The organism is Oceanobacillus halotolerans, assembly GCF_010993955.1.
GTDB lineage: Bacteria > Bacillota > Bacilli > Bacillales > Amphibacillaceae > Oceanibacillus_A > Oceanibacillus_A halotolerans.
In genome coordinates this window covers 200512-227097 of record NZ_WIXL01000005.1, presented here as the reverse complement: position 1 = coordinate 227097, position 26586 = coordinate 200512, and the positions used below count along the sequence as shown (strand labels likewise).

Annotated in this window: 22 protein-coding genes, 2 rRNA genes, 1 pseudogene and 2 riboswitches; of the genes and pseudogenes, 20 read left to right on the top strand and 5 right to left on the bottom strand. The window is 37.4% G+C overall.

The window, feature by feature from the left end; all coding sequences use genetic code 11:
* A 23S ribosomal RNA gene (locus tag GHC26_RS08740) occupies positions 1-115 on the top strand; the annotation flags it as partial.
* Between the two features lie 132 nt (positions 116-247).
* Positions 248-363 (top strand): 5S ribosomal RNA (gene rrf / locus GHC26_RS08735).
* Positions 364-613: 250 nt separating this feature from the next.
* Here the strand turns inward: rrf and dpsA are convergent.
* Positions 614-1492 carry a dipicolinate synthase subunit DpsA gene (gene dpsA / locus GHC26_RS08730; protein WP_163970878.1) on the bottom strand — a complete coding sequence of 293 codons (879 nt, stop codon included), beginning with the start codon at positions 1490-1492 and terminating at the stop codon, positions 614-616.
* 162 nt (positions 1493-1654) lie between these two features.
* On the opposite strand from dpsA, the gene GHC26_RS08725 reads away from it, so the two are divergent.
* The 7 genes from GHC26_RS08725 to GHC26_RS08695 all read left to right on the top strand — a co-directional run bounded on the left by GHC26_RS08725 (position 1655) and on the right by GHC26_RS08695 (position 8126).
* Entirely contained in the window at positions 1655-1921 is a 267-nt protein-coding gene (locus GHC26_RS08725; RefSeq protein ID WP_163970893.1) for a (2Fe-2S)-binding protein, read from the top strand.
* Complete coding sequence (locus tag GHC26_RS08720; RefSeq protein WP_163970877.1) at positions 1918-2220, top strand: (2Fe-2S)-binding protein; 303 nt, start codon at positions 1918-1920, stop codon at positions 2218-2220. The genes GHC26_RS08725 and GHC26_RS08720 overlap by 4 nt, the downstream gene beginning before the upstream one ends.
* Positions 2217-3413: an NAD(P)/FAD-dependent oxidoreductase gene (locus GHC26_RS08715; protein ID WP_163970876.1), complete on the top strand. Its 1197-nt coding sequence runs from the start codon at positions 2217-2219 to the stop codon at positions 3411-3413. The genes GHC26_RS08720 and GHC26_RS08715 overlap by 4 nt, the downstream gene beginning before the upstream one ends.
* A 241-nt stretch (positions 3414-3654) precedes the next feature.
* Positions 3655-4815, top strand: coding sequence for an NAD(P)/FAD-dependent oxidoreductase (locus tag GHC26_RS08710; protein ID WP_163970875.1), 1161 nt, complete (start codon positions 3655-3657; stop codon positions 4813-4815).
* Between the two features lie 23 nt (positions 4816-4838).
* Positions 4839-6191, top strand: a complete 1353-nt coding sequence (locus tag GHC26_RS08705) for a hypothetical protein (protein ID WP_163970874.1) — start codon at positions 4839-4841, stop codon at positions 6189-6191.
* Positions 6191-6868 carry an aspartate/glutamate racemase family protein gene (locus GHC26_RS08700; protein WP_163970873.1) on the top strand — a complete coding sequence of 226 codons (678 nt, stop codon included), beginning with the start codon at positions 6191-6193 and terminating at the stop codon, positions 6866-6868. The genes GHC26_RS08705 and GHC26_RS08700 overlap by 1 nt, the downstream gene beginning before the upstream one ends.
* A gap of 643 nt (positions 6869-7511) precedes the next feature.
* Positions 7512-8126 (top strand): YitT family protein, encoded by a 615-nt coding sequence (locus GHC26_RS08695; protein ID WP_163970872.1) that lies wholly within the window; start codon positions 7512-7514, stop codon positions 8124-8126.
* A 338-nt stretch (positions 8127-8464) separates the two neighbouring features.
* Here GHC26_RS08695 and GHC26_RS08690 read toward each other — a convergent pair whose 3' ends face one another.
* The gene (locus GHC26_RS08690; RefSeq protein WP_163970871.1) at positions 8465-9703 is read right to left on the bottom strand and encodes an MFS transporter; all 1239 of its coding nucleotides are present in this window, start codon (positions 9701-9703) and stop codon (positions 8465-8467) included.
* 27 nt (positions 9704-9730) lie between these two features.
* Positions 9731-10231 (bottom strand): DUF3231 family protein, encoded by a 501-nt coding sequence (locus GHC26_RS08685; RefSeq protein WP_163970870.1) that lies wholly within the window; start codon positions 10229-10231, stop codon positions 9731-9733.
* A gap of 148 nt (positions 10232-10379) precedes the next feature.
* Between GHC26_RS08685 and GHC26_RS08680 the strand changes: the two genes are divergently transcribed.
* From GHC26_RS08680 to GHC26_RS08650, 7 genes are all read left to right on the top strand, one after another.
* Positions 10380-10751: a hypothetical protein gene (locus GHC26_RS08680; protein WP_163970869.1), complete on the top strand. Its 372-nt coding sequence runs from the start codon at positions 10380-10382 to the stop codon at positions 10749-10751.
* 63 nt (positions 10752-10814) lie between these two features.
* Positions 10815-12077, top strand: coding sequence for a SpoIID/LytB domain-containing protein (locus GHC26_RS08675; RefSeq protein ID WP_163970868.1), 1263 nt, complete (start codon positions 10815-10817; stop codon positions 12075-12077).
* 734 nt (positions 12078-12811) lie between these two features.
* Positions 12812-13612, top strand: coding sequence for a flagellar motor stator protein MotA (gene motA, locus GHC26_RS08670; protein WP_163970867.1), 801 nt, complete (start codon positions 12812-12814; stop codon positions 13610-13612).
* Positions 13590-14360 (top strand): flagellar motor protein MotB, encoded by a 771-nt coding sequence (motB, locus tag GHC26_RS08665; RefSeq protein WP_163970866.1) that lies wholly within the window; start codon positions 13590-13592, stop codon positions 14358-14360. Before motA ends, motB begins: the two co-directional genes overlap by 23 nt.
* A gap of 307 nt (positions 14361-14667) precedes the next feature.
* Positions 14668-14757, top strand: a riboswitch (cyclic di-GMP riboswitch).
* Positions 14758-15092: 335 nt separating this feature from the next.
* Positions 15093-16802 carry a methyl-accepting chemotaxis protein gene (locus tag GHC26_RS08660; protein WP_318936997.1) on the top strand — a complete coding sequence of 570 codons (1710 nt, stop codon included), beginning with the start codon at positions 15093-15095 and terminating at the stop codon, positions 16800-16802.
* Positions 16803-16883: 81 nt separating this feature from the next.
* Complete coding sequence (locus tag GHC26_RS08655) at positions 16884-17609, top strand: EAL domain-containing protein (RefSeq protein ID WP_163970864.1); 726 nt, start codon at positions 16884-16886, stop codon at positions 17607-17609.
* Positions 17610-17631: 22 nt separating this feature from the next.
* Positions 17632-18405, top strand: a complete 774-nt coding sequence (locus GHC26_RS08650; RefSeq protein WP_163970863.1) for a hypothetical protein — start codon at positions 17632-17634, stop codon at positions 18403-18405.
* Positions 18406-18707: 302 nt separating this feature from the next.
* Here GHC26_RS08650 and GHC26_RS08645 read toward each other — a convergent pair whose 3' ends face one another.
* Positions 18708-18980, bottom strand: coding sequence for a hypothetical protein (locus tag GHC26_RS08645; RefSeq protein ID WP_163970862.1), 273 nt, complete (start codon positions 18978-18980; stop codon positions 18708-18710).
* Positions 18981-19202: 222 nt separating this feature from the next.
* Here GHC26_RS08645 and dacB point away from each other — a divergent pair, with 222 nt between their 5' ends.
* From dacB to GHC26_RS08630, 3 genes are all read left to right on the top strand, one after another.
* On the top strand, positions 19203-20723 hold the full coding sequence (dacB, locus tag GHC26_RS08640) for a D-alanyl-D-alanine carboxypeptidase/D-alanyl-D-alanine endopeptidase (RefSeq protein ID WP_163970861.1): 1521 nt from the start codon (positions 19203-19205) through the stop codon (positions 20721-20723).
* A gap of 279 nt (positions 20724-21002) precedes the next feature.
* Positions 21003-21118: riboswitch (SAM riboswitch) on the top strand.
* Positions 21119-21207: 89 nt separating this feature from the next.
* Entirely contained in the window at positions 21208-22263 is a 1056-nt protein-coding gene (locus tag GHC26_RS08635; protein ID WP_163970860.1) for an LLM class flavin-dependent oxidoreductase, read from the top strand.
* Between the two features lie 13 nt (positions 22264-22276).
* Entirely contained in the window at positions 22277-23236 is a 960-nt protein-coding gene (locus tag GHC26_RS08630; RefSeq protein ID WP_163970859.1) for an ATP-grasp domain-containing protein, read from the top strand.
* A gap of 195 nt (positions 23237-23431) precedes the next feature.
* Here the strand turns inward: GHC26_RS08630 and GHC26_RS15930 are convergent.
* Positions 23432-23536: pseudogene (locus tag GHC26_RS15930) on the bottom strand (5-methyltetrahydropteroyltriglutamate--homocysteine S-methyltransferase); the annotation flags it as partial.
* Positions 23537-24120: 584 nt separating this feature from the next.
* Between GHC26_RS15930 and GHC26_RS08625 the strand changes: the two are divergent.
* The gene (locus GHC26_RS08625; protein WP_163970858.1) at positions 24121-26178 is read left to right on the top strand and encodes a catalase; all 2058 of its coding nucleotides are present in this window, start codon (positions 24121-24123) and stop codon (positions 26176-26178) included.
* Positions 26179-26586: the final 408 nt, after the last annotated feature.

The following is a 26586-nucleotide window of genomic DNA, read 5'->3' as shown; positions in this document are numbered from 1 at the left end:
TCCCATCACTTCGAGTGAGTAAGATCCCTCAGAGACGATGAGGTTGATAGGTCCGAGGTGGAAGCGTGGTAACACGTGGAGCTGACGGATACTAATCGATCGAGGACTTAACTATCTATTTAGTTGTTTCGTTGATACAAGACTCTTATTTAGTTTTTAGGGTATAAATTTAAAAAAGCCCTTGCATTTCTATCAAAAAAATAAATATAATATATCTTGTCTTTGAAAAAGTAAAGGTAAATACATGCCTGGTAGCAATGGCGGAGAGGTCACACCTGTTCCCATTCCGAACACAGAAGTTAAGCTCTCCAGCGCTGATGGTAGTTGGGGCTTTGCCCCTGCGAGAGTAGGACGCCGCCAGGCAAGTAAATAAAAAAACCTAAGATAGGTAAATTCTATCTTAGGTTTTTTTTGGCTCTATATAAAATTTGGTTGTGTCTTAAACTTCAGAAAGAAAATATAATACACACTCATCCATTCTTCGTTCTTTTGTAAAGTTGCAGACAAAAGGCAAAAAAGATAATCCTATAACAATGTCATCCCAGCTTGAAAATCTGCAAAAAGGAATTGCTCAAGGTATCTCAGTGCCCACCAGATGGTGTAACTAATTCCTCTATGTTTTACTAGTTGAAATTACATCAGTTAGTACATTTGCTATAATTTTACCTGCTGTTTTTGCTGCTGTTTTCCCAGGCAAACCGAGTGCATGTATAGCATGCACTCCTTCCTGTTTCGCAGCAGAAAAGTCTGTACCACCTGGTTTGGAAGCAAGATCAATGATCAGACTATTTTTCTTCATAGTAGCAATTCGCTTAGCATCCAATACATGATGGGGAACCGTATTAATGGTAATGTCCATCTTACCAATTATTTTATCTATTTCATTAAAGGATACGGCCTTTAACCCCATTTCAGTAATACGTGCTATATCAGCGGGTTTTCTTGCTGCTACATAAACATTTGCTCCCACTACTCCGAACAACCGTGCTACTGTTATTCCAACCCTTCCAAAGCCTAAAACGGTTACGTTGGATCTATGAATCGTTTCATCTGTTTCTTCAATAGCGATTTTTAAAGTTGCTTCTGCTGTTGGGATAGAATTCATAATAGCAATATCGTCTCTTGCAAACAATTTTACTAATTTCCGATTCGTTGTTTGTGCAAGTTTTTCCAAGTAGGAATTTGCCGTACCAGTATAAATGGTACAGTGTTTAGGCGTTTGAGCTAATAGTTCTTCTGTAAGCATAAAAATTTCATCAGAGAAGGTCGCTTCAATATTGCCAGAGGTATCTGTTCCTGCAACTGGTAAAATAATGGCATCCATTTTACTGAAATTAACATTCTTTACTGATGTCTTATGTATCGAGGATGAAAGTGCTAAATGGTCATAACCTGCTACATATACAGATGCCCCTTTATCCGCAAAAGCATCAATCACCTCAACGTAGCGCGTATCTCCTCCAAGAATTAAAACATTCAGGTTATCCAACAACTTTATCCCACCTTTCGTATGAAATTTAAAGTATTAATGCATTAAGTATCTGATAATTCATACATTTAAATAAACATATTTTTTACTTCATAATCCATTGTACATGATAGTTGCCATGTTTATGATTATTTTTTACGCAGGAGGGAAGTGCCAGTGAATGATATGATTATATGTCGATGTGAGGATGTTACCTTAGGAGAATTAATATCGCATATAGAGAATGGATCTCAGACTGTAAAATCACTTAAACTCCAAACTCGTGCAGGGATGGGAATATGTCAAGGAAGAACATGTCGTGTGCTAGTCGAACAGGTTATGACATATTATGCTGATGAATCTAATATCATTTCTTCTTCGGTAGGAACAAATTTTCCAATACGGCCAATACGTTTAGCTGAACTTGCACAGAATGGAAAGGGTGATCCATGATGCGGATAGCTGATCACCCTATTCTAGGAAAGCAACGAAAACGAGAGGTTACGATAACCTTTAATGGAACTTCCTATACTGCTCTTGAAGGAGAATCTATTGCAGCTGCATTACTAGCTAATAATATTCGTACTCTCCGTTATTCGGAAATCGCAAAATCCCCCCGTGCTTTGTATTGTGGAATTGGGCATTGTTTTGAATGTCGGGTAACTGTAGATGGTGTTAGAAGTAAACGTGCATGTATTACTACTGTAAAAGACGGAATGTTCATTTCATCACAAGGGGTAGATTCACCATGAAATTTGACCTTGTTGTAATTGGAGCAGGGCCAGCAGGGATTAGTGCAGCCATAAAAGCTAGGAAAAACGGTGCACATGTATTAATTGTGGATGAAAATCCCGTAGCTGGTGGAAAATTACTAGGCCAACTATATGAAGTCCCTGACAAAGGTTGGTGGATTGGTCAACGTATAGCAGAAAAACTAGTGGACCAGGCAACATCAATAGGTGTTCAATTTCTACAAGAAACAGAAGCTTGGGGGATTTTCCCTGGTTGGAAAGTTGTATTAGAAAATAGTGAAACAATTGATACTTCCTATGTGTTAATAGCAACTGGTGCAGCTGAAAAAGCACTCCCTATACCAGGATGGACGAAACCAGGGGTGATCGCGATTGGTGCTGCACAAGTATTAACCAACTATCACCGTGTAAAACCAGGTAAGCGTGTAGCAATTATTGGTGTCGATCCTTTATCACTATCGATTGCGCAGGAATTACAACTTGCTGGGGTAGAAGTAGTTGGAATTTATTTACCTCCTATAAATCCGTTTTCCCAAGAAAAAGCAGATCCTCATTATCTATTAACCAACTTAGCTAAGATGTCCCACCTTGCGCCAAATCAACTTTTAAAAACAGCTGGTAAAATGCTACACAATCCTTTCGTTAAAAAACTAGCTGCAAAATGGTACCCAGCAAATGGTTTAAAAATAGGGAACATTCCATTGTATTTACGAAAAAGAGTTATGGAAATAGGGGGAGAAACGGAAGTAGACCATATCCGTGTTGCACCGATAAATCGAAATGGTGGGACTGTTTTAGATGATTCAATACCCGTTGAGGTTGATTGTGTTTGCCTTTCAGGAGGGCTTTATCCACTATCAGAATTAGCTGGATCTGTTGGCTGTAAAATGGTAACTATTAAGGAGCTTGGTGGTACGATTCCTTTATATAGTCCAGAGATGGAAACAACACAAAGTGGATTATTTGTAGCTGGTAATATAACAGGAATTGAAGGTGCAAAAGTAGCAATGGCACAGGGAAACCTTGCAGCAACAGCAATTAGTTCTAGACTAGGATTACTAGAGAATCCATCGTCAGCCCTGGAACAGGCAATATCTGAAGTAGAAAAAGAACGAAAAAATGCGATACTAACCTTTATGCCACAAGTAGAAGAGGGAAGAGAGAAGGTTACGACGATGTGGAAAACAACTTAAAGTGAGTGTTTTAAAAAGAGGATAAAAAGGACCGAGTCGGCTAAGGTCTAAGGCGTCCTGTTGCAACGCCTCACGCTAACGCCCTTTGCGTCGAAAGTTCGAGGCAGTGAAGCTACCAGCAGCGAAGCGTAGCAATTAGTACGTGGGTAGCGGAAAAGTAAGCCAACGAAGAAATTAGATGTGTCATTTTTACTGGACTTTTGGAACATCCTCTTAAAGGGTGTAAAGGAGTTGTTAAAGGATGGAAACATACGATGCCGTTGTGATAGGTGGAGGTGTAATTGGTACGTCCATTGCGTATCGACTTGCAGAAACCCGGCATGTGTTACTAGTTGAAAAAACAGACATCGGAGCACAAACCTCAGGTGCATGCGACAAAGCAATTTTTCTACAATCCAAAAAACCTGGCTTTCCGATAAAACTAGCAAAAGCGAGTAGACAAATCTATGAGAATTTAGAGGAAGAATTAGAAACATCGATTGAGTTTCATAAAGGAGGTGGGATGATTGTAATTGAGGATGAAGATCATATAGAGTTCATGGAATCGTTTGTTAAGAAACAGCAAAAAGCGGGTATTGATGTAACCTTATTGGATTCAAAAGAAGCAAGGTCGATACAGCCAAGTTTAGCAGAGTATATTGTCGGTGCAACGTATAGTAAAGAAGATGCGGAAGTAAATCCGTTGAAACTAAGTCAAGCATTTGCACAAGCAGCTAAACGAAGGGGAGTCGATATTCGTACCCATACAGAAGTAATCGATATCGATATTCAAAACGGAAAAGTAGTGGGAGTAAAAACAACTAGCGGCTATATTGCAACAGAATTGGTCGTTAATGCTGGAGGTCCTTTTGCTGGGAAAATAGCAGAAATGGCTGGTGTAGGGTTAACGATTATGCCACGCCGGGGTGTTATTTTAATTTCCGAAAAAATCAACCCAATGATATTTGGTAATATTCTATGCTCCCAATATATTGCTGCAAAACATCAAACAGATGAGGAAAATAAAAAGAAACCCCCATATGGGATTGGCCTGTCTCTTGGTCAAACGAAAAGTGGCAACTTATTAATTGGAGGAAGTCGAGAATTTAAAGGGTTTCAGAAGGCGATCAATGATGAGATTTTAGCTGCTATTGCAAGACACGCAACCCGCATTGCACCCGCCATAAAACCGATTCGGATTATTCGGTCCATGGTAGGATTTAGACCATATACAGGAGATGGATTACCTATCATTGATAAAGTCGAAGGTGTCGAGGGATTTGTCATTGCTGCTGGTCATGAGGGGGATGGGATTGCACTTGCTCCTATTACTGGGAAATTAGTTGTGAGTTTAGTAGAGAACCGTAAAGAAGATCAGTCATTATTAAAACCGTTACAGTTCAAACGGTTGAAAGCTGTATAAGGGAGAAAAGGGGGAGGGTAAATATGTGGGAGATTATTATACCATTAGCATTGTTATTTACGATTGCATTGGTTAAGCAAATTCCAAAAATTGGCGGTGATATTCGGATTGCGCTTTTGGTAGCAGCTCTTTCTTCAGCTGTTATAGCTGGCCTAAATCCTGGAGAAACACTGTGGGCTTTTGTAGATGGAATTGATCGGTTATCATGGGTTATTATGTTATCGATTTTCGGTAGTCTCTACGCGGAATCACAAGTAAAGCTCGGTGCGATGGATACAACCCTTAATAGTTTAAGAGCCGCGTTTGGAAGCTCTCCAAAAGGATTAATTGTTGCGATATTTATTACGTTGATTATTGCTGGGTCATTTCTCGGAGATGCCATTGCTGCAGCAACTGTAATTGGCTTTCTAATTATTAATTCCCTTTCAGAGTTAAAATTAAAACCCGAACAAATTGGGATGATTATCTTACTTGGTGCATCCATTGGTTCGATTATGCCTCCGATCACACAGGGTGTATTCCTTTCCGCTTCTCTAGTAGATACAGATCCAAACCCTGTTATTCGTATTGCTTATATAACAGTTACATTAGGCGCAGCACTCGCTATTTTAGAATCATTTCGTTTTGTCCGCGGGAAAAAGATGCCTCAAGAACTCATTCCTACACAATCTGTCTTTCAAATTTTAGCAGATAGATGGAAGACATTAATTCCACTACTCGTCTTAATTATCATTGTGATGGCAAATACCCTTTTTGATTACAATATTTTTATAGAAATTGGATTTTTGGCAGCGATTACAAACCCACTAATGGATATTCCAATCGTGCAAGGTGTTACATTCCAAGTTGTTAGTGCAATCATTGTAGCTATTATCGTTAGCTTTCTTTTTCCGTCTGTACGCAAACAAACAAAAGGTGTATTTAAAAACGGTATTAGTAAAGTAAGTCAAACGGTACAAATTCAACTATGTGCTGGTGTGATGGTTGGTGTGTTTTATGCTTCTGGCTTAATTGATAAAGTGGCTTTAATGACAGAAGGGTTAGCATCATCTATGGTAAAAATAGGTGGGTCCTTATCTGTGGTTGTAGTAGGGATGCTTACTGGATCACAGACAACAGCTCAATCAGTAAATATTACGTTTCTTGGCCCTATTTTAGAAAATATGAATGTGGATCCAACCCTAATTGCCTTAGGTGCTTCTCATATTGCAGCAGCTGGTCAAAATATGCCACCAGTTGGGTTAACTGCATTTGTTGTTTGTGGTTTAATTGGTGGTATATTAAATAAAAAAGTAGACCCATTAAAGGTTATGATATTAGCACTTCCTAATTCATTATACTTTTTACTAATTGGTTTATTAGTGTGGTTTATTTAATGCAAAAGCCAATCATTGGTGTTTTAATGTTAGATACGAGTTTTTATCGGCCAAAAGGGGATATAGGCAATCCATCTACATTTGGATTTCCGGTAGACTATGAAATGGTCAGTCATGCTACCATTGACCGTGTGGTGAAAAAGAAAGATAGGGCGGTTGTTGGGCCGTTTGTTGAGAAGGCAAAGCAAATGGAGAAAAGAGGTATTAAAGCGATTACGACAAGTTGTGGGTTTCTAGCGTTGTTCCAACAAGAAATTCAACAACAATTACGTGTTCCATTTTTCTCCTCCAGTTTATTGCAAATCCCATTGGCACATGCACTCACAGGTGGAACGGTAGGTGTGTTAACGGCACGAAAGGCAAGCTTGACAGATCAACATTTAAAAAGCGTGAAAGTGACAGATGATCCCTTTGTCATTGCTGGAATGGATAATTCGCCAGCCTTTACTGCTGCAATTGTGGAAGAAACCGCCATATTAGATCAAGTTACAATTGCAAAAGAAATGAAAAAGGTAACAATGGATTTATTAACCCAACATCCCGCTATTACTGCTATTGTATTAGAATGTACGAATATGCCGCCATATAAATATGCCATACGAGAAGTAACGGACTTACCTATATTTGACAGTAATACATTAGTTCGGTATTTGTATGAATCGTTTAAAGTGAAATAAATTGCATTCTATTTTTATTAGGATCTTTTCACATACTTTGTTTTTTTCTACTGCGCATAATCTATATTATGCGCAGTAACTTGAGGTGATGGTTGGAGCATTTACCCGCTCCGGAAATACACTTTGCTTTCACCATGGGCATAAGTGCGACATCTGTTCAAACTTTACGTTTTCACAGTGTCTTCTTTACCGCAGGCACGGCCTCAGCCTCCTCGGAAGAAGACCACTTCCTGCTCAGGTCTGGACACGTGCTTTTCCTGCAGGAGTCGACTGTCCTTCGCTCCAATCAACTATTATATTAGCATCAATGATGATCTAAATATGATTAGACCACGAGCTAGCGTAGGAAAAACACGGAGACTCCTGCGGGAAGGAGATCGGTGAGACCCCACAGGGCGCTAGCCCGAGGAGGCTCACCACTCCCCCGCGGAAAGCGAAGTGTTTTTCCGAAGCGAAGCAATGTGCATATTCTAGTTACTGCGTATAATCCATCTTATATGCATGATGTTTCATACTAGAAAGTAACAATCTTTTATAAAACTGCCTAATAATAAGCACATGCTGTCATGATTTGATTTATCATGAATATGAATGTAAAGGAGGAGTTGTCCTAATAGTAGAAAAAAAGAGGGAGCCGAAACAGATGGAAGCATTCTTGAAAAAATATTTATTTGTCATGTTAGGTGGTATTTTTCAAGGGTTTGGCATGGGTTTATTTTTATTTCCCCATGCCATTCCATCTGGAGGTGCGGGCGGTTTAGCGGTAATCTTAAATTATTGGTTTTCCATCGGGATGGGGCCTGCTCTTTGGATCGTTAATTTCTCGTTAGTGCTAGTTGGGATAAACTACTTAGGGAAACGTTTTTTCTTATGGACTTTTATGGGAATAACGATGACTTCTTTATCGATTGATTTTTTTGAAACATACGTTACCATTCCGAATCGAAACTTGTTTTTTGATTTATTGATTGGATCCATTTTTCTTGGGACAGGCATTGGGATTCTAATGAAAAATGGCGTATCTAATGGTGGTGTCGGTGTCATCGCTATTATGATAGCGTATGGACGAGCTATTCCCCCTGGTAAGCCCTTATTTTATATTAATACATGTATCTTTTTACTGACTGCGGCATTAATTGACTGGAAAATAATTTTTCTAGCGATTACAAGTCAATGGATCGCCACAACCGTTGTAGATGTTATCTATCGGATCAACTTTGCTTGGCGTATCATTCCTAGTTGGCGTAAGAAACATTAACATTATCAAGCAAGTGGAGCATCTTACATATTTTTTAGTCAGTCAATAAGCTTAAATAAAGGCTTTTCTTAAAATGATCGTTTTAAGTGATGAAGTTTTAGTGAGTTGATTAATTATGCGTCGTAACTTGAAACGGTGCCTATATCTACTCAGGAAATATACTTCGCGCACCTTAGGGTAAGCCATGAGCCTCCTCAACTCGCCACATGGTTCTAGGGGTCTCACTTTACTTACCATCTCAGAAAAAGCGACTGTCCGAAGCCGAGATCAATGCAGTTATTATTCGCAATATAGGTGAACTACGAAGGTGAAAGGACACAGAGACTAAAATAAAGACATCAAATATACTTGTATCGAATCGGTGTTGTTTTCTTGTCTTTTCCATCTTTTCCTTTGACATGCAGCAGTAATAACACAAGAATACCAACTAAAAAGGTAAAAGCAGCCACCGATAAAAACATACCGTTACGGGACCATTCCATTAAACGGGAAAAAATAGGTGGTCCGGCTGCAACACCTAGAAATCGAACAGACCCATATAGAGATGTTACAAAGCCTCTACGTTCTTTTCCAACTGCTCCAGTAATGAGACTGTTAACACATGGTAAGATAAGCCCTGCTCCAACACTACTAATCCCTAAAATAGCTAGAAATAGAGCTAATTTTTCAAAAAAGACTAATGTTCCATAGGAAATGGTCATCAAGATAAAACCGATAATCATAATTTTTTTCATTTTTTCTAAGTTCTTTCCAATTTTGCTACCAGTAATATAGGATGTTGTAACCATGATGAGCAAAGGGATTGCTAATATAAACCCTTTTGGTACCCCATCAATGTTATAATCCTTTTCTAAAATATCGGACAAAAAGAAGAGGATTCCAAATAAGGTAAATAGACATGTTCCACCAGCAATATATGTTGTTATGAGCCACCTCCCTTCTTGTTTGAAAACCCCTAATAAACCATGTATATATTTTCGAAAGGGAGGAGGAGCTTGGCGATTTTGTTTTTCTTTAACAAAAATAAGGACGAGTAAAAAAGAAATTAAACAAATGATGGGAAAGGCGAAAAATACAGCATACCAAACCATGATAGCTAAAATAGATCCTAAAATAGGAGATAATACTTTCCCTAAACCATTTGATGCCTCGAATATTCCTAAGACTCGACTTTGTTCGCCACCTTTAAATAAGTCCCCTGTAAGAGCCATTGCAATTGGTGCAGTACCAGCAGCACCAATACCTTGAATGGTACGACCGATGAGAACCCATGTATACCCATTTGATAATACTGAAGCTCCTAGTCCAGCTAGAAGCCCTCCAAGTCCAAAAAGAATGAGTGATGGGATAATCACGATTTTTCGAGAATAGCGATCAGATAAATAGCCAACGATTGGAATAAAAACAGCACCAGCAATTGAAAAAACGGTAATTGTCAGACTGACTTGCATTTGGGATAGATTTAAGGAAGACTTCATTGCTGGTAAAATGGGGATAAGCATGGAATTTCCTAATGTCATGATTAGTGGGATAGATCCAATAGCAATGATAATCATTGTTTTATTTTTTTTTGCCATTTAACTCACTCCAGTGTTTGTATAGTCTTATTTGACATTAATTGGTGGCGATACAATCCAACCTTTCTCTTTTGAAATTTGTAAAAGTTTTGCTTCATATTCTGCTTTTTGTGTATGAAATTCATCGAACATCGTTGCGATATCTTCACGAAGCGCAATCCCCATGATGTAACTACAGATCATTCTTCCGTTGCTCAATTCTTTCTGGGTTAATAAAGCTATTTCAGGATCTTGAAACCTGGCACCTGCAGGGATATCTTGTACTTCAACATTCGGTCGATCTGGCGGTGCAGGAGGAAGACGTATTCCTGTTTCTTTTAAAAGAGCTTCCACTTGTTGTTCTTCTTGGGTGAAACAGCTCTCATACACATCTTCTAAAAAAGTTTTTAAATCATAATCTCCTGTATGATTAGTTAGAACTTGTAAGGTAACTAAGCTCGCTTTGGTTCCATGTAAATAGGACCATAAATGAAATACCTCGCCTGAATGAAACGGTTCTTCTTGTTGTTTACCATCTAAAATGCCCAAAAAAATACCCCCTATAAACTTTTTGATTAGTTTTTTCTAAAGTAGTTAAATTATGTGATGGGAAAAACGTAAATAATTTTATTCGCTCTTATTTGTTACTTGCATAAGCTAAATATAAGTAAACATTATTAGAGGAGGAGAGTAGTTTATGTATTATTGGATACCTCCATTCAATTGCTATATAGTCGGACCTGCATGGACTCCATACATGTATCGTCCCCAATATCCACCTGTCAATCCAGATTATCTTTACGAGTCGGCAAATTATATGCAACCCCTCATTCAAGATATAAATCGTGTATTAGATAAACTAGGATCGTCCAAAGAATTTGATGAAAAATTAATGGAAGCTGCACAGGTCAATGATAAAGAAGAAGTAAAACGGTTAATTGATACATTAGATATAAATGCTGATGTAAAAATAGATTATACCCCTGACAGTCTTTCCTTAACATTTGAACCAATGGAAGAGGAGCGGAAGGGATGTTGTAAAGTTGAAACACGTCTGCGTTGGCGCTAAATTTTGTCATAAATTCCTGTTTTAGTGTGCATAATGCCAATAAAATGAAGCAATTATAATAATATGAGATACTTACTATTATTTTTACTAGCCATTGTTACGTGTTTATTTCCAGAACCAAGTCATGCTGATGAAATGGTCACCGTGAAATTATTGAATCACATTGGTGAGACCGATTCACTTAGCATCGAAGTGAATGGGGATTATTTCAATCTTCATCCTACTGTAAACGTTAAATCTGGTGAAACCTATACACTAAAGGTGAAAAATGATAATACACTCGTCTTAAAAGGGGGAGGTGACTCTTATACTATAAATGACTCGTTTGTGTTATACCCAAAAAGATATAGTGAGGATCACCAGATTTACGTAAATGAACGTCCTTATTTAGGCGCGATGGAATTTGTTATCGAGGAAAAAAAGTATATTCGTCCAATTAATCAACTTCCATTAGAAGACTATTTAAAAGGGGTTGTCCCACTTGAAGTATTTCCATCTTGGGAATTAGAAACGTTAAAAGCACAAACATTAGCTGCAAGAACGTATGCTGTTAGTCATGTGGATAAGTTAATTGATGATACCATTCAATACCAAGTATATGGAGGTTATGAATGGGATGAAACAACAACACAGGCTGTAGAGGAAACAAAAGGAGAAGTCATCACATATGATGACGAGCTTATCAATGCATTTTATTCTGCTAGTAATGGCGGAAAAACAGAAAGTAATGAAAATGTATGGGGAGGGGAATCGAAACCATACTTTCCAGTCAAAGAGGATCCATTTGATCCCACACATCCCTGGGAATTTAGCTTACACAAAACACAAATAGATTTAGATGAAATAAATTGGGATGACCCCTTTTGGTGGATCATGGAAAATGAACAAGATCCAGAAATAACGGAAACCATGAAAAGTTGGTTACAAAAAAATGGATATCCAGGTGAGATTAAGATTCTATCGATTCCCCATTTTTCTTTAAGTGAGGAAAAGTTAGCATCTGGACGTAGTGTACAAGGCTCAATAACAATAGAGTTTTTACGCCGTTTAATGGAAGGAACGATTTTGTTTCAACAAGTTAAATTGGATGATGTTCCGCTAAATCAAATTCGGCCTATGATTGGTGGAAATTCTTTTAAAAGCTATTTACTTGATTCCTTGGAAGCTGATGAGGAAAAATATACGCTTAGTGGAAGGGGATTTGGTCATGGTGTCGGGATGAGTCAATGGGGTGCACAAGTAATGGGGGAAAATGGAAAAAACTATAAAGAAATTATTCAATTTTATTACCCTGGCACTGAAATAAAGGATTTAAATCGGAAATAGGAGACCCATAAAACTAAATAGAAGAAATGATAGGGAGTAGAGGTTTGTATGACCGACTACTCTTTTTTAAAAGAAAGAAAAAGTTGGCCTCATCACTGCCTTTTATAGGAAAGGTCACGTCCAGCTTCGAGCGATTGACGTCCTAGTGCCGATAGACATAAGGACGCGCGAGTTTTCATCGGCCAGCGCCTACCCCCTCGAGGTCATAAGTCAATCCACATTACGCGCAAAAAGCGCCACGACGAGGCTTGGCTTATGCTTGGTAGCTAAAAAAACTTTCTTACTGCATAAATGCAACTAAGGCTTGTCGCCACTCGGCGACAAGCCAAGCTTTCTAATCTCGGGGTAATCAAGGCGCTTCTAGCTTTTGTTCTACGTTAGGAAAGTATAAAATTTTAGCTAAGAAGTAGACTCGACGTTGCTAAAATTTTAATGCCTAAGTATAAGAAAAACTAACACATTCGCAAAAGGACGAGCGAATGCGAGTTTTTCTAAGATTTTTAAAAACAACACGTTCATTCGTGTCGTATATTAACGTATTTTGTCGTTTAACGGAAATTTTCAGAAAAAATTTTCATTTTTGAATATGTGAAAATCTATTGTATATACAGGTAAAAAGTCGTATGCTACTTAAGTGCTAGCTTTATTTAATATAATAGAAGAAGCTACTAACTTTAATACATTCAATTATGTTGGAAATGAAAAAACTTTATTTCGTTGATTGGAGGATGAAAATGGATAAGACATCGGTTTTTGGTATTATCATTGGAATTATAGCGATTGGAGTTGGAATGGTATTAAAAGGTGTTAGTATCGTTGCACTTTTAAACCCAGCTGCTCTGTTAATTATTTTCTTAGGAACTTTAGCGGCAGTCTGTATTTCATTTCCACTCAGTTCGTTAAAAAAAGTCCCCGCTCTTCTCAAAATTATCTTTACCGAAGAAGAGAATCAAGATATAAAAGGACTTATTGGCAACTTCACAAACTGGGCTGATGTAAGTCGGAGAGAAGGATTGTTAGCATTGGAAAAAGAAGTGGATGAAATTAATGATCCATTTCTATCATCTGGATTACAATTAGCTATTGATGGACAATCAAACGAGTTTATCCAAGATGTGATGCTCGAAAAGATCGATGCGATGGAACAACGCCATGAGAAAGGTGCGTCCATTTTCACACAAGCAGGTACATACGCACCAACACTCGGGGTACTGGGAGCTGTAATTGGTTTGATTGCCGCACTTGGTGATTTAAACGACATAGAAGCTTTAGGGAAAGCTATTTCTGCTGCATTTATAGCAACATTATTTGGGATATTTTCTGGATATGTCCTATGGCACCCATTTGCTAATAAACTTCGCGAGAAATCCAAAAATGAAGTATTAGTAAAGCAAATCATGATAGAAGGAATTCTCTCCATTACGAATGGGGATTCACCACAAGTGATACAAGATAAGTTAGGGTCATACTTATCACAAAAAGAATTAGCAACGATCAATCAGGAGGACGAAAATGAGAAAAAAGAAACAGCGTAATCATAATTCTCATATGGATGAATCCTGGTTACTTCCTTATGCTGATATGCTAACATTATTAGTTGCTTTATTTATTGTATTATTTGCGATGAGTGAAATTGATACCCAAAAGTATAAAGAATTAACAGAAGTTTTTAATCAGGAATTTAGTGGCAATGATGGTATTTTTGAAGAAGGAGATCCAACTCCAATTGATACCCAGCAAAATGAACAGCAGCCAGTGGAGGAAGAATCAGAAGAAATCACAGAAGGAGAACAAGAGCGGTTAATGTTGGAGGCTTTGCAGGAAGAAATTAATGCTTACATTGAAGAAAATAATTTGTCAGAAATACTTGCAACAAAGCTAACAGGAGAAGGCTTATATATTACAATATTGAATGAGGTTTCATTTGATTCTGGAAGTGCTGAGGTAAAGGAAGAAGGAAAGGAATTAGCAGAAGAAATTTCAGAGTTCCTTTATACTGACCCACCACACCAGATCATTATTAGTGGCCACACGGATGATGTTCCGATTAAGAATAGCGATTATGCATCAAACTGGGAGTTGAGTGTTACACGCGCTGTTAACTTTATGACTCATATTTTGACAAATGAAAAACTCGAACCAGAGCGGTTTAGTGCAAAAGGGTATGGAGAATATCAGCCTGTTGTACCAAATGACAGTGAGGAAAATCGAGCTAAAAATAGACGTGTTGAAGTGTTAATTGTTCCGAACTATGATATAGAAGGAATCGATGAAAAAAGATAGCAAACAAAGGAATACTATCAAATTGTCAGATTTTGTAGAATTTTATCACGTGTTAACTGGCAGGCTGACTAAGAACGCCACGTCAATCGCAACGTCAGCACTAGTACGTCCTGTACGTCGTAACCCTCCACTTCAAGACTTCGAGAAACAAAGAATTATAAGTGGGGGATAACTGCCAGTAAAAGTGAAGTTCAAGTTCAACTAACATTCGGTGGGGCTTGAAGGGAAAACCCCCACCGAATGAGTCAAGCTTTATTGTTTTTTCAGTTATAATGACTCACAATAGATTACATAAAAATTTAAAAATAGAAGATAAAGGCAAACTATCTGAAAAGATAGGACGCAAAGCAAAGGGTCTACGGTTCTTGTTAAAAACTATGATCGCCTGGCTACCAATTTTACTAGTGGGTTGGCTATTCTATTCAATTAGAATAGCTTTTTTTATTGATGCTGGAGGAGCGTGATTACGTTATGTCAAATACAAGTATAGGGACAAAAGCTGATAATGCAAGGAAATACAAGCCTCTCAGGACATAAAACAGCACTTCATGTCACAGTGCGTTATGAGGAAATCGGTGATAAACATATTTATTTATTACTAGATTAATATATGGTGATCGATGCTATTAAAGCTAGAAAAAATGCCTTCATCGTGAAACCTTTTACACGAGGACGAATTCAAGAAGCAGAGATACGGTTTATAACTATACAAAAGATATTGGAGTGAGAAATGTGTTTAATAAGTTAAAATTTAAAAATCTAAAAATTGGTTGGAAATATGGACTTATTTTGTTTATTGTTCTTGGGCTAGTTGGAGCTTCATCAGCTGTTGTTACGATTCTAATTAATAATATTGGAAACGATGTTGATGCTTTAGAACGCAGAGGGGATCGCTCGATATCTATTACAGAAATGGGGTCTTTAACTCGGTCTAAAGGTATTCGTATAATTAGCTATTTGCAAGATGAAAACGATCTATATATCCAAGAATATGAAAGTCGCCGTGAGGAGTTTAACACCTTAGAAGCTGATCTAAAAGAAAGGATGGATACACCAGAACAACAGGATTTATTTGATCAAATTGTAGCCAATGACAAGCAAATAAATAATTTATTTTTAGAAAATATTGTTCCTGCATTAAATAAAGGTGATAAAAATGCCGCAGTAACCTTTGTTTCTCAAGCAAATGAACTTCGATCAGAAACGGTTGATTTACTAGGGAATTTGGAAACTACTGTTAATGAAGAGCGAGAATTAGCTGTCACCGAGACTAAGGAAAGTCAAGAACTAGCGATGATTGTGCAAATTACATCCATCATTGTATCAATCGTGATTGGTGCATTACTTGTATTTTTTATTAGTCGAGTCGTTTCACGTAACTTAAATAAAGTAGTAAGTGTGAGTACAAAAATTGCTGATGGGGACCTTGTAGTTGAAGATATTGATTATAATGGGAACGATGAAATTGGAAAATTAGCTTATGCAGTTAATATAATGAGTGCGAATCTACGAAATGTGATTAAACAAGTTTCTCAAGTATCTGAAACAGTAGGCAGTCAAAGTGAAGAGTTAACCCAATCTGCAAATGAGGTGAAGGCTGGCTCCGAACAGATTGCTACAACGATGCAGGAATTAGCATCAGGATCTGAAAAACAGGCAAGTAGCTCTAGTGAATTGTCAACTGTAATGGGAACATTTACGACAAAAGTACAAGAAGCAAACGAAAATGGAGAACTTGTGCAACATGCTTCTAATGAAGTACTAACGATGACAGATGAAGGCAGTCAATTAATGGAAAAATCAACACAACAAATGGCCAAAATCGACCAAATCGTTCAAGAAGCGGTCCAAAAGGTACAAGGGTTGGATAAACAGTCACAGGAAATATCAACATTGGTTAATGTGATTAAAGATATTGCCGATCAAACGAATTTATTAGCATTAAATGCTGCAATTGAAGCTGCCAGAGCAGGAGAACACGGAAAAGGTTTTGCTGTTGTTGCAGATGAAGTGCGAAAACTTGCAGAACAAGTATCTGAATCAGTAACAGATATTACGGAAATCGTATCAACCATTCAAAACGAATCTAGTATTGTGACTTCTTCCCTTCAGGATGGCTATACAGAAGTAGAGGAAGGTACAAAACAAATTGAAACAACTGGTGAAACGTTTAAAGGTATCAGTTCATTTGTTACAGAAATGGCGGCAAACATTAAAATAGTGTCTGATAATCTAGCAGATATTGCAGCAAACAGTCAGCAAATGAATGGTTCTATTCAAGAAATCGCTGCCATATCAGAGGAATCAGCAGCAGGAATTGAACAGACATCTGCATCATCCCAACAAACGTCGAGTTCTATGGAAGAAGTATCACAAAGTAGTGATGATTTAGCAAAACTAGCCGAAGAATTAAATGGGTTGGTACGTCAATTTAAATTATAATTAGTAAAAACAGGATAATTGATTGTTGGAATTATCCTGTTTTCCATTAGAGTATGATTATGGGTAAAGTGGGGTATTTACGTGGAAAAGTCGAATATGTTTTTATTAGATAATGAAGTAGATTTTTATCATGTTTTCCAACCAATCGTCGAGCTTAGGACAAAGGAAGTACACGGATTTGAGCTGTTATTACGTTCAGAGCAATTCAAAAATCCGGAGCACTTTTTCCAGTATGCGAAAGAACAGAATCAATTACTACAAGTTGATATGCAGTCTATCAAAAAAGCATTGTTGACATTAAAAAAAGATAACTTGTCATTACAGGAAATCCCCTTTTTTATTAATGTGTTTCCCTCTACGTTGATGGATCCGTTATTTTATGACCATTTAGAGGCAATCCTATATGAATTACATCTACAGCCGAATGTGATTGTGTTTGAAATAAGTGAGGCAGAGAAGGTGTCCGATTTAACGATATTGAAAACAGTTGTAGAACGATTGAAAAAGAAAGGATTTTACATAGCGTTGGATGATATTGGAAAAGGGGAGTCTTCGTTAGTTTCGCTTTTAGAAATTGAACCTGATATAGCAAAAGTAGATCGATACTTTGCAAAAGATCTATCAACATCATCCAAAAAGCAACGTTTAATTGAGTTAATGGTTAAGCTATTAGGAAAGGAAACAATGTTTATTTTAGAGGGATTTGAAACAGAAGCAGATTTAAATGTAGCTAAATCGTTAGGTGTTGAGTATGGTCAAGGATTTTTCTTAGGGAAACCTAATTCGATTCATCATTACTTAGCGTAAATAGAAGAAATGAGGATTCCAGATGACTTTTAAGGTGAAGAATATACGATCCAATCGAATCGTACAGGCAACAGGTGAGCAACTAAAGCAATATATCATACAACGAACAAAATCAAAGTATGTAGAACAAGCTGTCAAACCAGAAGGGACTGGGTTAAGACCAACAGCCTTAGATGGAATAACGGATAATTTATCCAATGACATAACCGTTTGGAAGAATGTGTATATTGTATCTGCTTTGTATAAATTCAATGCTAATCCGAAAACAAGATATCTCATCTTAGTAGATGGTTTTGTTGAGCCAGAAGAAGAAGCATTATTAAAACAGATGATAAAGGATCCCATTCCGATATGGTGTGTACAAACAAAAGAGGATATAAAAGATGAAAACATCAAACATAGTTTTTTAAGCAAATGGTTCCGGCAACACATGGGGAATGGATTTAGTTTTGTAGATATTGATTATTTCCTTTTTCACAAGCAGCCTAATATGATCTTATTAGTGGAAGAAAAACATACAAGGCATTATGGGATCGGTTATGGGCAGCTGTTAAGTTATCGTGAACTACTTTCAGATGTTGTACAGTCAAGAGCGAATTTACTATTTTTATTCATGGCAGATAATCAGTGCCACTATTTTAGTTGTGATCAATCAATGTTAACGCCACAACAGCAAAATACCTATTTTATCAATCATTATCCGCATGGAAAGGGATTTTCCATTCGTCCAGAGTGGATAAAAGAAATCGATCACCCTGACACCCTCGTCAAATGGCTAAATAGCAATGATAAATAAGTATAGAAGGCTGTTTTTTGAAGTACTTGATGAATAAGCTTATATATACTACGACGCATCGAGCTCCTTTATGCTCGTGATGTCTGGCGTGTGTCAGAAGAGGAACTCAATGGTGTTGTAATTGTCGGACTTATAGCACTCCGATGGTGAGTATGAGAAAAGACCTTATTAGAAAAACTCGCATTTGCTCGTTCTTAGCGAATGTATTAGTTTTTCTTATACTTAGAACATTAAAATTTTATACTTTCCTAACGTATAAAAAAGGGAGCCTCTGTGTGAGGGCTCCCTTTTCGTACGTTTGTTTATTGTGTTTTGTTTTGTTGCGCTTGCTGTAATTGTTGCTGTGCTTGCTGAACAGCTTGTTGTGCTTGTTGTAGTTGCTGATTTTGTTGTGCATTTGCACCAGCTTGAGTTTGTGCATTTTGAACTTGCTGCTCAGCTTGTTGTAATTGTTGCTGTGCATTTTGTAATTGCTGAGGATCCGCATTTGCCTGTGCCTGTTGAACTGCCTGTTGCGCTGCTTGCGCTTGTTGAACAGCTTGCTGTAATTGTTGTTGTGGATTTTGTTGTGCCATAAAAAATACCTCCAAAATATATATTTGAGCCTTTAGCCCTTACTCCGTATGTATTGTTCCACTAGTTCTATTGATTATGTATATTTTTTCCTTTTTCTTTATCAAATTTATTAAAAAAAGAAAGGGGAATTTTCTTAATCATGGAATAAATAGAGTAACGTATAAAGTTTCCTATTCCCGTTCATCATGCTATAGGGAAAGCAACATAAAAAGGTGGTTTTTATGAAGCGACTAACGATAGGATTTGTGATGGCATTGGTTTGTACAATGATTGTAATTAGTATTAGTATAATAAATCTATTTTCATCAAGTGATGATAGAGGAGAGGAGATGAACAAGGAAGGAGAAAGTAGAGTGGTAAATGCTGTAAATAAGAAGACCTCACCATTATCGGGAAAACTGGATGATTATATACAACAAGAATCCATATTAGATGGTTCTTTAATTGGCATTAGTATTCGTTCAGCAGAAACAGGTGAACTATTGTATGATCATTTTGGTAATATACGAATGCGTCCAGCATCAAATATGAAGTTAATTACGGCAGTAGCAGCTCTAGATACGTTGGGAGGGGATTACACCTTTAAGACTGAGATATTGACTGAAGGTTCTATTACAGATGGCGTGCTTGATGGAAACCTTTATTTAAAGGGAAAAGGAGATCCTACGTTATTGGCTTCCGATTTTGCTGATTTTGCGAAACAACTGCAAAAAAAGGGGATAAATAAAATAGAAGGAAATATAATTGCAGATGATACGTGGTATGATGATGAACGTTTATCACCAGACTTAATTTGGAGTGATGAACAATGGTATTATGGTGCACAAGTTTCTGCATTAACGGCATCACCAGATCAGGATTATGATGCGGGTACAGTTGTTGTGACCATTCGACCTAATACGGTTGGAGAAGCTCCTACTGTAAGTGTATCCCCAACCACAGACTACATAACGATAGAAAATAATGCGACAACAAGTGAGCAAAATAGAGAAGAAGATTTAACCATCGAACGTCAGCATGGAACAAATATAATTAGGATAGATGGAACTATTCCAACAGGTTCTACACCTATAAAAGAATGGATGGCGGTCTGGGAGCCGACGATGTATGCAATGAATTTATTTCAAGAGGCACTAAAAAATGAAGGAATAACTTGGACTGGTGATAAACAATCGGGAAAAACACCCGAAGATGCCAAATTGTTACACGCCCATGATTCTATGCCACTTTCTGATCTATTGGTACCATTTATGAAAGTAAGTAATAATGGACATGCGGAGATTTTGATAAAAGAGATGGGGAAAGTGGAGAAAGGTGAAGGTACCTGGGAAAAGGGATTAGAAGTAGTGGAAGAAGTACTATCACAATTAGAAATAGATACAGAAACAATGGTACTGCGGGATGGTTCGGGTATTTCACATATGAATTTAATTCCTGCAAATGTTTTTTCCGAACTATTGTATACCATTCAAGATAAAGATTGGTTTTCAACGTATCTTAATGCATTACCCGAGGCTGGAGAAGCAGACCGAATGGTAGGAGGAACACTTCGAAATCGGATGCACGAGCATTCAGTCCAAGCTAAAACAGGAACAATTTATGGCGTTAGTACACTTTCCGGATATGTCGATACGAAAAGTGAAGGAAGATTAACTTTTTCCATTTTGTTAAATAATTTGATCGATGAAGACCAAGGACCTTCGATTGAAGATGAGTTAGTGAACATAATTGCTACTCAATAGAATGAAAGCAGCTTTTAGCGACAGCTGTGATGGTTAGCTTTGTACGCTTTGTCTCCTTAATTCCTTGTGGTTTCTTACTGCGTATAAGTATTTCCGTAGCGGTATTCATAAGTTAAACTATTGCGTATAATACATCATCTATGCAGTATGATTAATGTTTGAAAAAGCAACAATTTTTTATATCAACTTTAATCATATCTGTATACTATGGATTAATTTATTGACATTTCGAACACCTTACTTTATTATCATATTAAGCAATTAAATAATAACATTAAGTTCTTATCGAGAGAGGTGGAGGGATATGGCCCATGGAAGCCTCGGCAACAGGTTCTTTGCGTCGTTTAAAGAATACTGTGCCAATTCCAGCAAGCAAAATGCTTGAGAGATAAGAAGAGGATAATCTGTTTACTAGATCACTCTTTTCTTCTTATCGAGGGAAAGAGTTTTTCGTTTTACAGAAAAAATAAGGGGAGTGGAGTAAATGAAGTATGGATTTTGGTTACCAATTTTTGGAGGATGGCTTCGGAATGTAGAAAATGAGAATATGCCACCTACCTTTGATTACGCTAAAGAGGTAATCCAATCTGCAGAAAAATGGGGATATGATACAACCTTAATTGCAGAGTTGTATTTGAATGATGTTAAAGGACCTGAAGCAGACGCGCTAGAAGCTTGGTCTACTGCGGCGGGATTAGCTGCTGTTACAGAAAAAATTGAGATTATGACAGCAGTTCGTCCTGTATTTCATAATCCAGCTGTAACAGCTAAAATGGCGGCAAATATTGACCATATTAGTAATGGACGTTTCACGTTAAATGTGGTTTCTGGTTGGTGGGAAGGAGAGGCCAAACAATATGGTGGTGACTTTACAGCCCACGATGAACGATATGATCGGACGACTGAATTTTTAGAGATTTTAAAAGGCTTATGGTCAGAAGAAACATTCTCCTACCATGGGAAATTTTACAATTTAGAAGAAACGAAGCTTTCGCCAAAGCCAGTACAAAAACCAAATCCTACCCTGTATGCTGGCGGAGAAAGCAATAAAGGAAAACAAGTAATTTCTTCTTTATGTGACGCATATGTGATGCACGGGCATACAGTAGAAGAAGCAAAGCAGAAAATTGCTGATATGAAAGTACGACGACAAGAAACAGGTCGAGAGGCATTGCAATCATTTGGCATGGCTGCCTATGTGATTTGTCGAGATACTGAAGAAGAGGCTCAAGAAGAATTAAAACGAATTACCACTGTAAAAGATGCAAGTGGCTATGCTGGATTTAAGGATTTCACTTCCAAGTCTGAATTGGAGCAGCAAATCCAATTACAAGATTATTCTGTTTCTAATAGAGGCTTGCGTCCAAACCTTGTTGGAACACCAGAACAAATTGCAAAACAAATTTTAGCATACGAAGAAGTGGGTGTAGATCTATTGCTGTTGCAGTGCTCACCACAACTTGAGGAGTTAGAACGTTTCTCCAAACAAGTGATGCCTAAGGTAGAAGAGTTACGGAAAGCGACAACTAACATTAAGTAAAGGGGATGTGTCTATGGGAAAAATTTATGTAATCCATGAAAATGAAGAATGGACAGAACATTTATTTAATAGATTAGAAGAATTAGAACTTCCATATGAAGATTGGTTGTTAACAAGGGGGACGGTTGACTTAACGTCTGTACCCCCTGAAGGGATCTTCTATAATCGTATGAGTGCTTCTTCACACACAAGAGGAAATCGTTTTGCTCCAGAGTTAACGAGTGCAGTTTTAGCTTGGTTAGAGCAGCATGGTCGAGTTGTTATTAATGGATCACGAGCATTAGAACTAGAATTGAGCAAAGTAAAGCAATATATCGAACTCGAGAAGTTTGGTGTAAAAACTCCAAAAACGATTGCAGCAGTTGGGAAAGAAGAATTATTAAAAGCGGCGGCATCATTTGAAGGGAAACAATTTATCACCAAACATAACCGTGCTGGTAAAGGCTTAGGAGTACAATTGTTTCAATCGGTGGAAGCATTACAAAAATATGTGGAAAGTGACGCTTTTGAAGAACCAGTGGATGGGATTACCTTGATTCAAGAATATATCGAATCTCCAGCATCTTACATTACGCGTTGTGAGTTTGTAGGTGGAAAGTTTGTCTATGCAGTTCGTGTAGATACATCTGAAGGATTCGAATTATGTCCAGCAGATGCATGCACAATCGATGATTTATTCTGTCCGGTTGGAGAAGAATCAGAGGAACCTGCAAAATTCCAAATAAGAGAAGGTTTTGACCATCCAATCCTTCAAAAATATGAAAATGTGTTAGCAGCAAATGATATTAAAATAGCAGGAATTGAATTTATTGAAGATGCAAATGGGACACTTTACACGTATGATATTAACACCAATACGAATTACAATAGTGAAGCAGAAGCGGCAAGCGATACAAAATACGGTATGTTAGAAGTAGCTAAGTTCTTAGGAAAAGAACTAGAAAAAGTGGAGGGAATCGTTTCTTCCAACTAGAGAAAAATAAAAAACTGGGTCTGTGTGGCTATTTCCATCACACAGACCCAGTTTTTTTGCACGTTAGGAAAGTATAAAATTTTAGCCAAGAAGTGGACTCGACGTAGCTAAAATTTTTACGTCCCAAGTATAAGAAAAACTAACACCTTCGCTAAAAGACGAGCGAATGCGAATTTTTCTAAAAAAGAATTCTATTTCCACAACAGCATCATAGCTTCCACTGCCAGCATAGGTAGACTTATAGTTACCACGACAAATATTCATTGTAATGGTCATATCTTCTGGTTTGTCCGCGATGGCTTAATTAGTTTTATTGGCAAAAAGCTGTCATATTGCTTTTTGGTATCTTTTGAAATATCTTCAAAAAGTATCGTTGTTTAGAAAAGGGAAATAACCAATACTTATTTCCCTAACCTCTGCACTAATCATTGATCCTTTCATATAGTAGTTACATACACCCAAAAAGGCGGTAAGCTAGATGGATATGCAAACTTTATAAGACAAAGCTTATATTTACAAGCGTTACCAGTCTACGAGGCTGGTATCCCCTATATTCATTATATACTTTACATGATCAATCAGGCTGGGAGGTCCCTCAATACATTTCCTTATCTAAATGGAAAAGTGCCGATTACGATTGTGAGTAAGGAGTTGGACTTATCTTTCTAAACCGCTGGCAGTTTGGAAAAACTATTTGAACTAATCAAAAAGCTAACTCAAAGTATCAGGTAACTAGGAAAAGTAAGATAGGAGAAGTATGTCCTATGATTCTATATGCTGTAATTATACGTTCCATCTAAGTCATAAAAATGTTCTAATTTCAGAAAAAAAAACATATTTATCTAAAGGTGTGTTAAAAATTCTAAGATAGGATGGGTGATTAAATGGATAAGGACAGAAACAAAAAACCAGTTGATAAGAAAGATGAGCAACTGGAACGAGATCGCGTAAAAAACACTGGTCCCGGAAAGAAGATGACAGATGAGAATGGAGTAAAAGTTTCAAATGATCGCTGGAGCTTAAGAGCAGGAAAGCGTGGTCCGCATTTATTACAAGACTTTCATTTTTATAAAAAACAGACACATTTTAACCGGGAACGAATACCAGAAAAGGTGGTTCATGCTCGGGGCTTTGGTGTATATGGGGACTTTGAAAGTTATAAATCAATGAAACATGTTACAAGTGCTCACTTTCTGGGAGAAGCTGGACGCAAAACTCCTGTATTTGTTCGATTCTCTAATTTTATCGGAAACAAAGGATCGAAGGATACAGCAGTAGATATACGTGGTTTTGCAACCAAGTTTTACACACAAGAAGGAAATTATGATATGTTGGCTCTCCAATTTCCTGTTTTCATTTTGGCTGATGCCATGAAATTTATGGATGTGACGCATGCAGCTAAACCGAATCCGATAACACATATCCCACAAGCAACTGTCGCACAAGATGGTTTTTGGGATTATGTCGCGAACAACCCGGAATCAGCTCATATGGTAATGTGGCTAATGTCTATGCGAGGCCGTCCGAGAAGCTGGCGAATGATGGCTGGCTGGCCGATCAATACATTTTGGTTCATTAATGATCAAGGAAAAGGGACTTTTGTTAGATTTAAATGGATTCCAAAACTTGGTGTTCATTCATTGTTACTTGATGAAGCAAATGTTATCGGAGGGGTAGATCCAGATTTTCATCGACGGGATATCATTGAGGCAATAGAAAAAGGAGCCTATCCTGAATATGAATTAGGTGTACAGTTAATTGCTGAAGAAGATGAATTTAAATTTGATTTTGATGTATTAGATGATACAAAACTATGGCCAGAAGAAGAAGTACCTGTTGAAACTATCGGTAAGTTGACATTAAACCGGCTTGTAGATAATTTCTTTGCAGAAGAAGAGCAGTCGGTATTTGATCCAGCCAATGTTGTTCCAGGAATTGACTTCACGAACGACCCCGTCCTGCAAGGGAGAGCAATTGCTTACAGGGATACAGAACTATATCGACAAAATTCCGCAAATATTGAGGACATCCCAGTTAACAGACCGATTGTACAAAGGAATTATAACCTTCGAGATAGCTATCAGAGACACCGGATTGATGTTGATTATGTAAATTATCATAACAATTCATTAGCTGGAAATACACCAGCCGAAGCCAGTCCTGAAGAAGGTGGATATACCCATTATCCAGGGGAAGTAGAAGGACACATTACGAGGGAACGTCCAAGCGAGTCGTTCTATGATTACTTTTCACAGGCTAGACTCTTTTGGAATAGCTTATCATCCGTAGAAAAGCAAGACCTTGTGGAAACATTTATCTTCCATCTGCAATACGCAAAAAGTAAATCGGTTAGGCAGCAAAACGTTGAAATGTGGGCAAACGTAGACAAAGAGATGGCATGTATTATGGCCGACGAACTTGGCGTAGATCGTCCAAAAGGTTCACATGTTCCAGTAACAAAAAGTTCCCCCGCCATTAGCCAATTAAATACACCTCATTATGCTTATACACAAAAAGTTGGTGTATTAATAGGCAATGGATTTAATGGAGAAGAAGTTAGAAATGTATTGAATATTTTACAGCAAAATGGAGTTTTTATGGATATTATTAGTGATAAACTTGGTACTGTTACAGGAAACGATGGGACCAAAATTGAAGTAAACGAAACATTTCGAACAAAATATCCTGTCCTTTATGACTCGCTCTATGTAGTTGGTGGAAGTGCTAAAAATCAAAAAAAGTTTAATTCTGACATAATGAACTTCATCCATGAAGCATATAAACATTATAAACCAATTGGTGTTGCAACAACTGGACAGTCTTATATTCAAACGTCAAGTGAAAATAACTTAGAAGGTGTCGTTTTTGCTGCAAATAATCCTGATTTCGGAAAGGATTTTGTTGCCGCAATTGGCAAACAACGTTTTTGGAATAGAACTTAGTGTTGTTGGGATATCATTACCTTATCAACCTGTGCTAACCCATTTTCTTAATTTTGGTAGCTAAATTGTAATAAATTATTCTCCCCAAAATATTAACCCTTTCGTACTAGGCACTTCCACAAAGACTTAGCCAAAAAGAAAGTTTACCTATATGTTGTTCAACCTACCAATGGATGGCGAAATGCTCCTAGGACATTGGGTACTGGACTGAGCATGGATAGTCTTGGAACATTTAACTATGTAATAGATCCTATATACTAGCACCAGCACTAAAACATAGCTCAGTACCACCTTATCAATTTAAATATCTAGAGTGAAAGACTATCTAAATGAAAACATTTAGATAGTCTTTACTAGTTATGGTAAAATATTAGATGACTCTATTACGTGTTAACTAAGCAGGCTGAC

Coding starts and splice junctions, on each gene's coding strand:
- GHC26_RS08695 (WP_163970872.1), top strand. CDS start 7,512: ATGGAAGCATTCTTGAAAAAATATTTATTTGTCATGTTAGGTGGTATT.
- GHC26_RS08680 (WP_163970869.1), top strand. CDS start 10,380: ATGTATTATTGGATACCTCCATTCAATTGCTATATAGTCGGACCTGCA.
- GHC26_RS08675 (WP_163970868.1), top strand. CDS start 10,815: ATGAGATACTTACTATTATTTTTACTAGCCATTGTTACGTGTTTATTT.
- dacB (WP_163970861.1), top strand. CDS start 19,203: ATGAAGCGACTAACGATAGGATTTGTGATGGCATTGGTTTGTACAATG.
- GHC26_RS08645 (WP_163970862.1), bottom strand. CDS start 18,980: ATGGCACAACAAAATCCACAACAACAATTACAGCAAGCTGTTCAACAA.
- GHC26_RS08725 (WP_163970893.1), top strand. CDS start 1,655: ATGATTATATGTCGATGTGAGGATGTTACCTTAGGAGAATTAATATCG.
- GHC26_RS08700 (WP_163970873.1), top strand. CDS start 6,191: ATGCAAAAGCCAATCATTGGTGTTTTAATGTTAGATACGAGTTTTTAT.
- GHC26_RS08720 (WP_163970877.1), top strand. CDS start 1,918: ATGATGCGGATAGCTGATCACCCTATTCTAGGAAAGCAACGAAAACGA.
- GHC26_RS08625 (WP_163970858.1), top strand. CDS start 24,121: ATGGATAAGGACAGAAACAAAAAACCAGTTGATAAGAAAGATGAGCAA.
- motA (WP_163970867.1), top strand. CDS start 12,812: ATGGATAAGACATCGGTTTTTGGTATTATCATTGGAATTATAGCGATT.
- GHC26_RS08710 (WP_163970875.1), top strand. CDS start 3,655: ATGGAAACATACGATGCCGTTGTGATAGGTGGAGGTGTAATTGGTACG.
- GHC26_RS08715 (WP_163970876.1), top strand. CDS start 2,217: ATGAAATTTGACCTTGTTGTAATTGGAGCAGGGCCAGCAGGGATTAGT.
- GHC26_RS08705 (WP_163970874.1), top strand. CDS start 4,839: ATGTGGGAGATTATTATACCATTAGCATTGTTATTTACGATTGCATTG.
- GHC26_RS08630 (WP_163970859.1), top strand. CDS start 22,277: ATGGGAAAAATTTATGTAATCCATGAAAATGAAGAATGGACAGAACAT.
- GHC26_RS08635 (WP_163970860.1), top strand. CDS start 21,208: ATGAAGTATGGATTTTGGTTACCAATTTTTGGAGGATGGCTTCGGAAT.
- motB (WP_163970866.1), top strand. CDS start 13,590: ATGAGAAAAAAGAAACAGCGTAATCATAATTCTCATATGGATGAATCC.
- GHC26_RS08690 (WP_163970871.1), bottom strand. CDS start 9,703: ATGGCAAAAAAAAATAAAACAATGATTATCATTGCTATTGGATCTATC.
- GHC26_RS08650 (WP_163970863.1), top strand. CDS start 17,632: ATGACTTTTAAGGTGAAGAATATACGATCCAATCGAATCGTACAGGCA.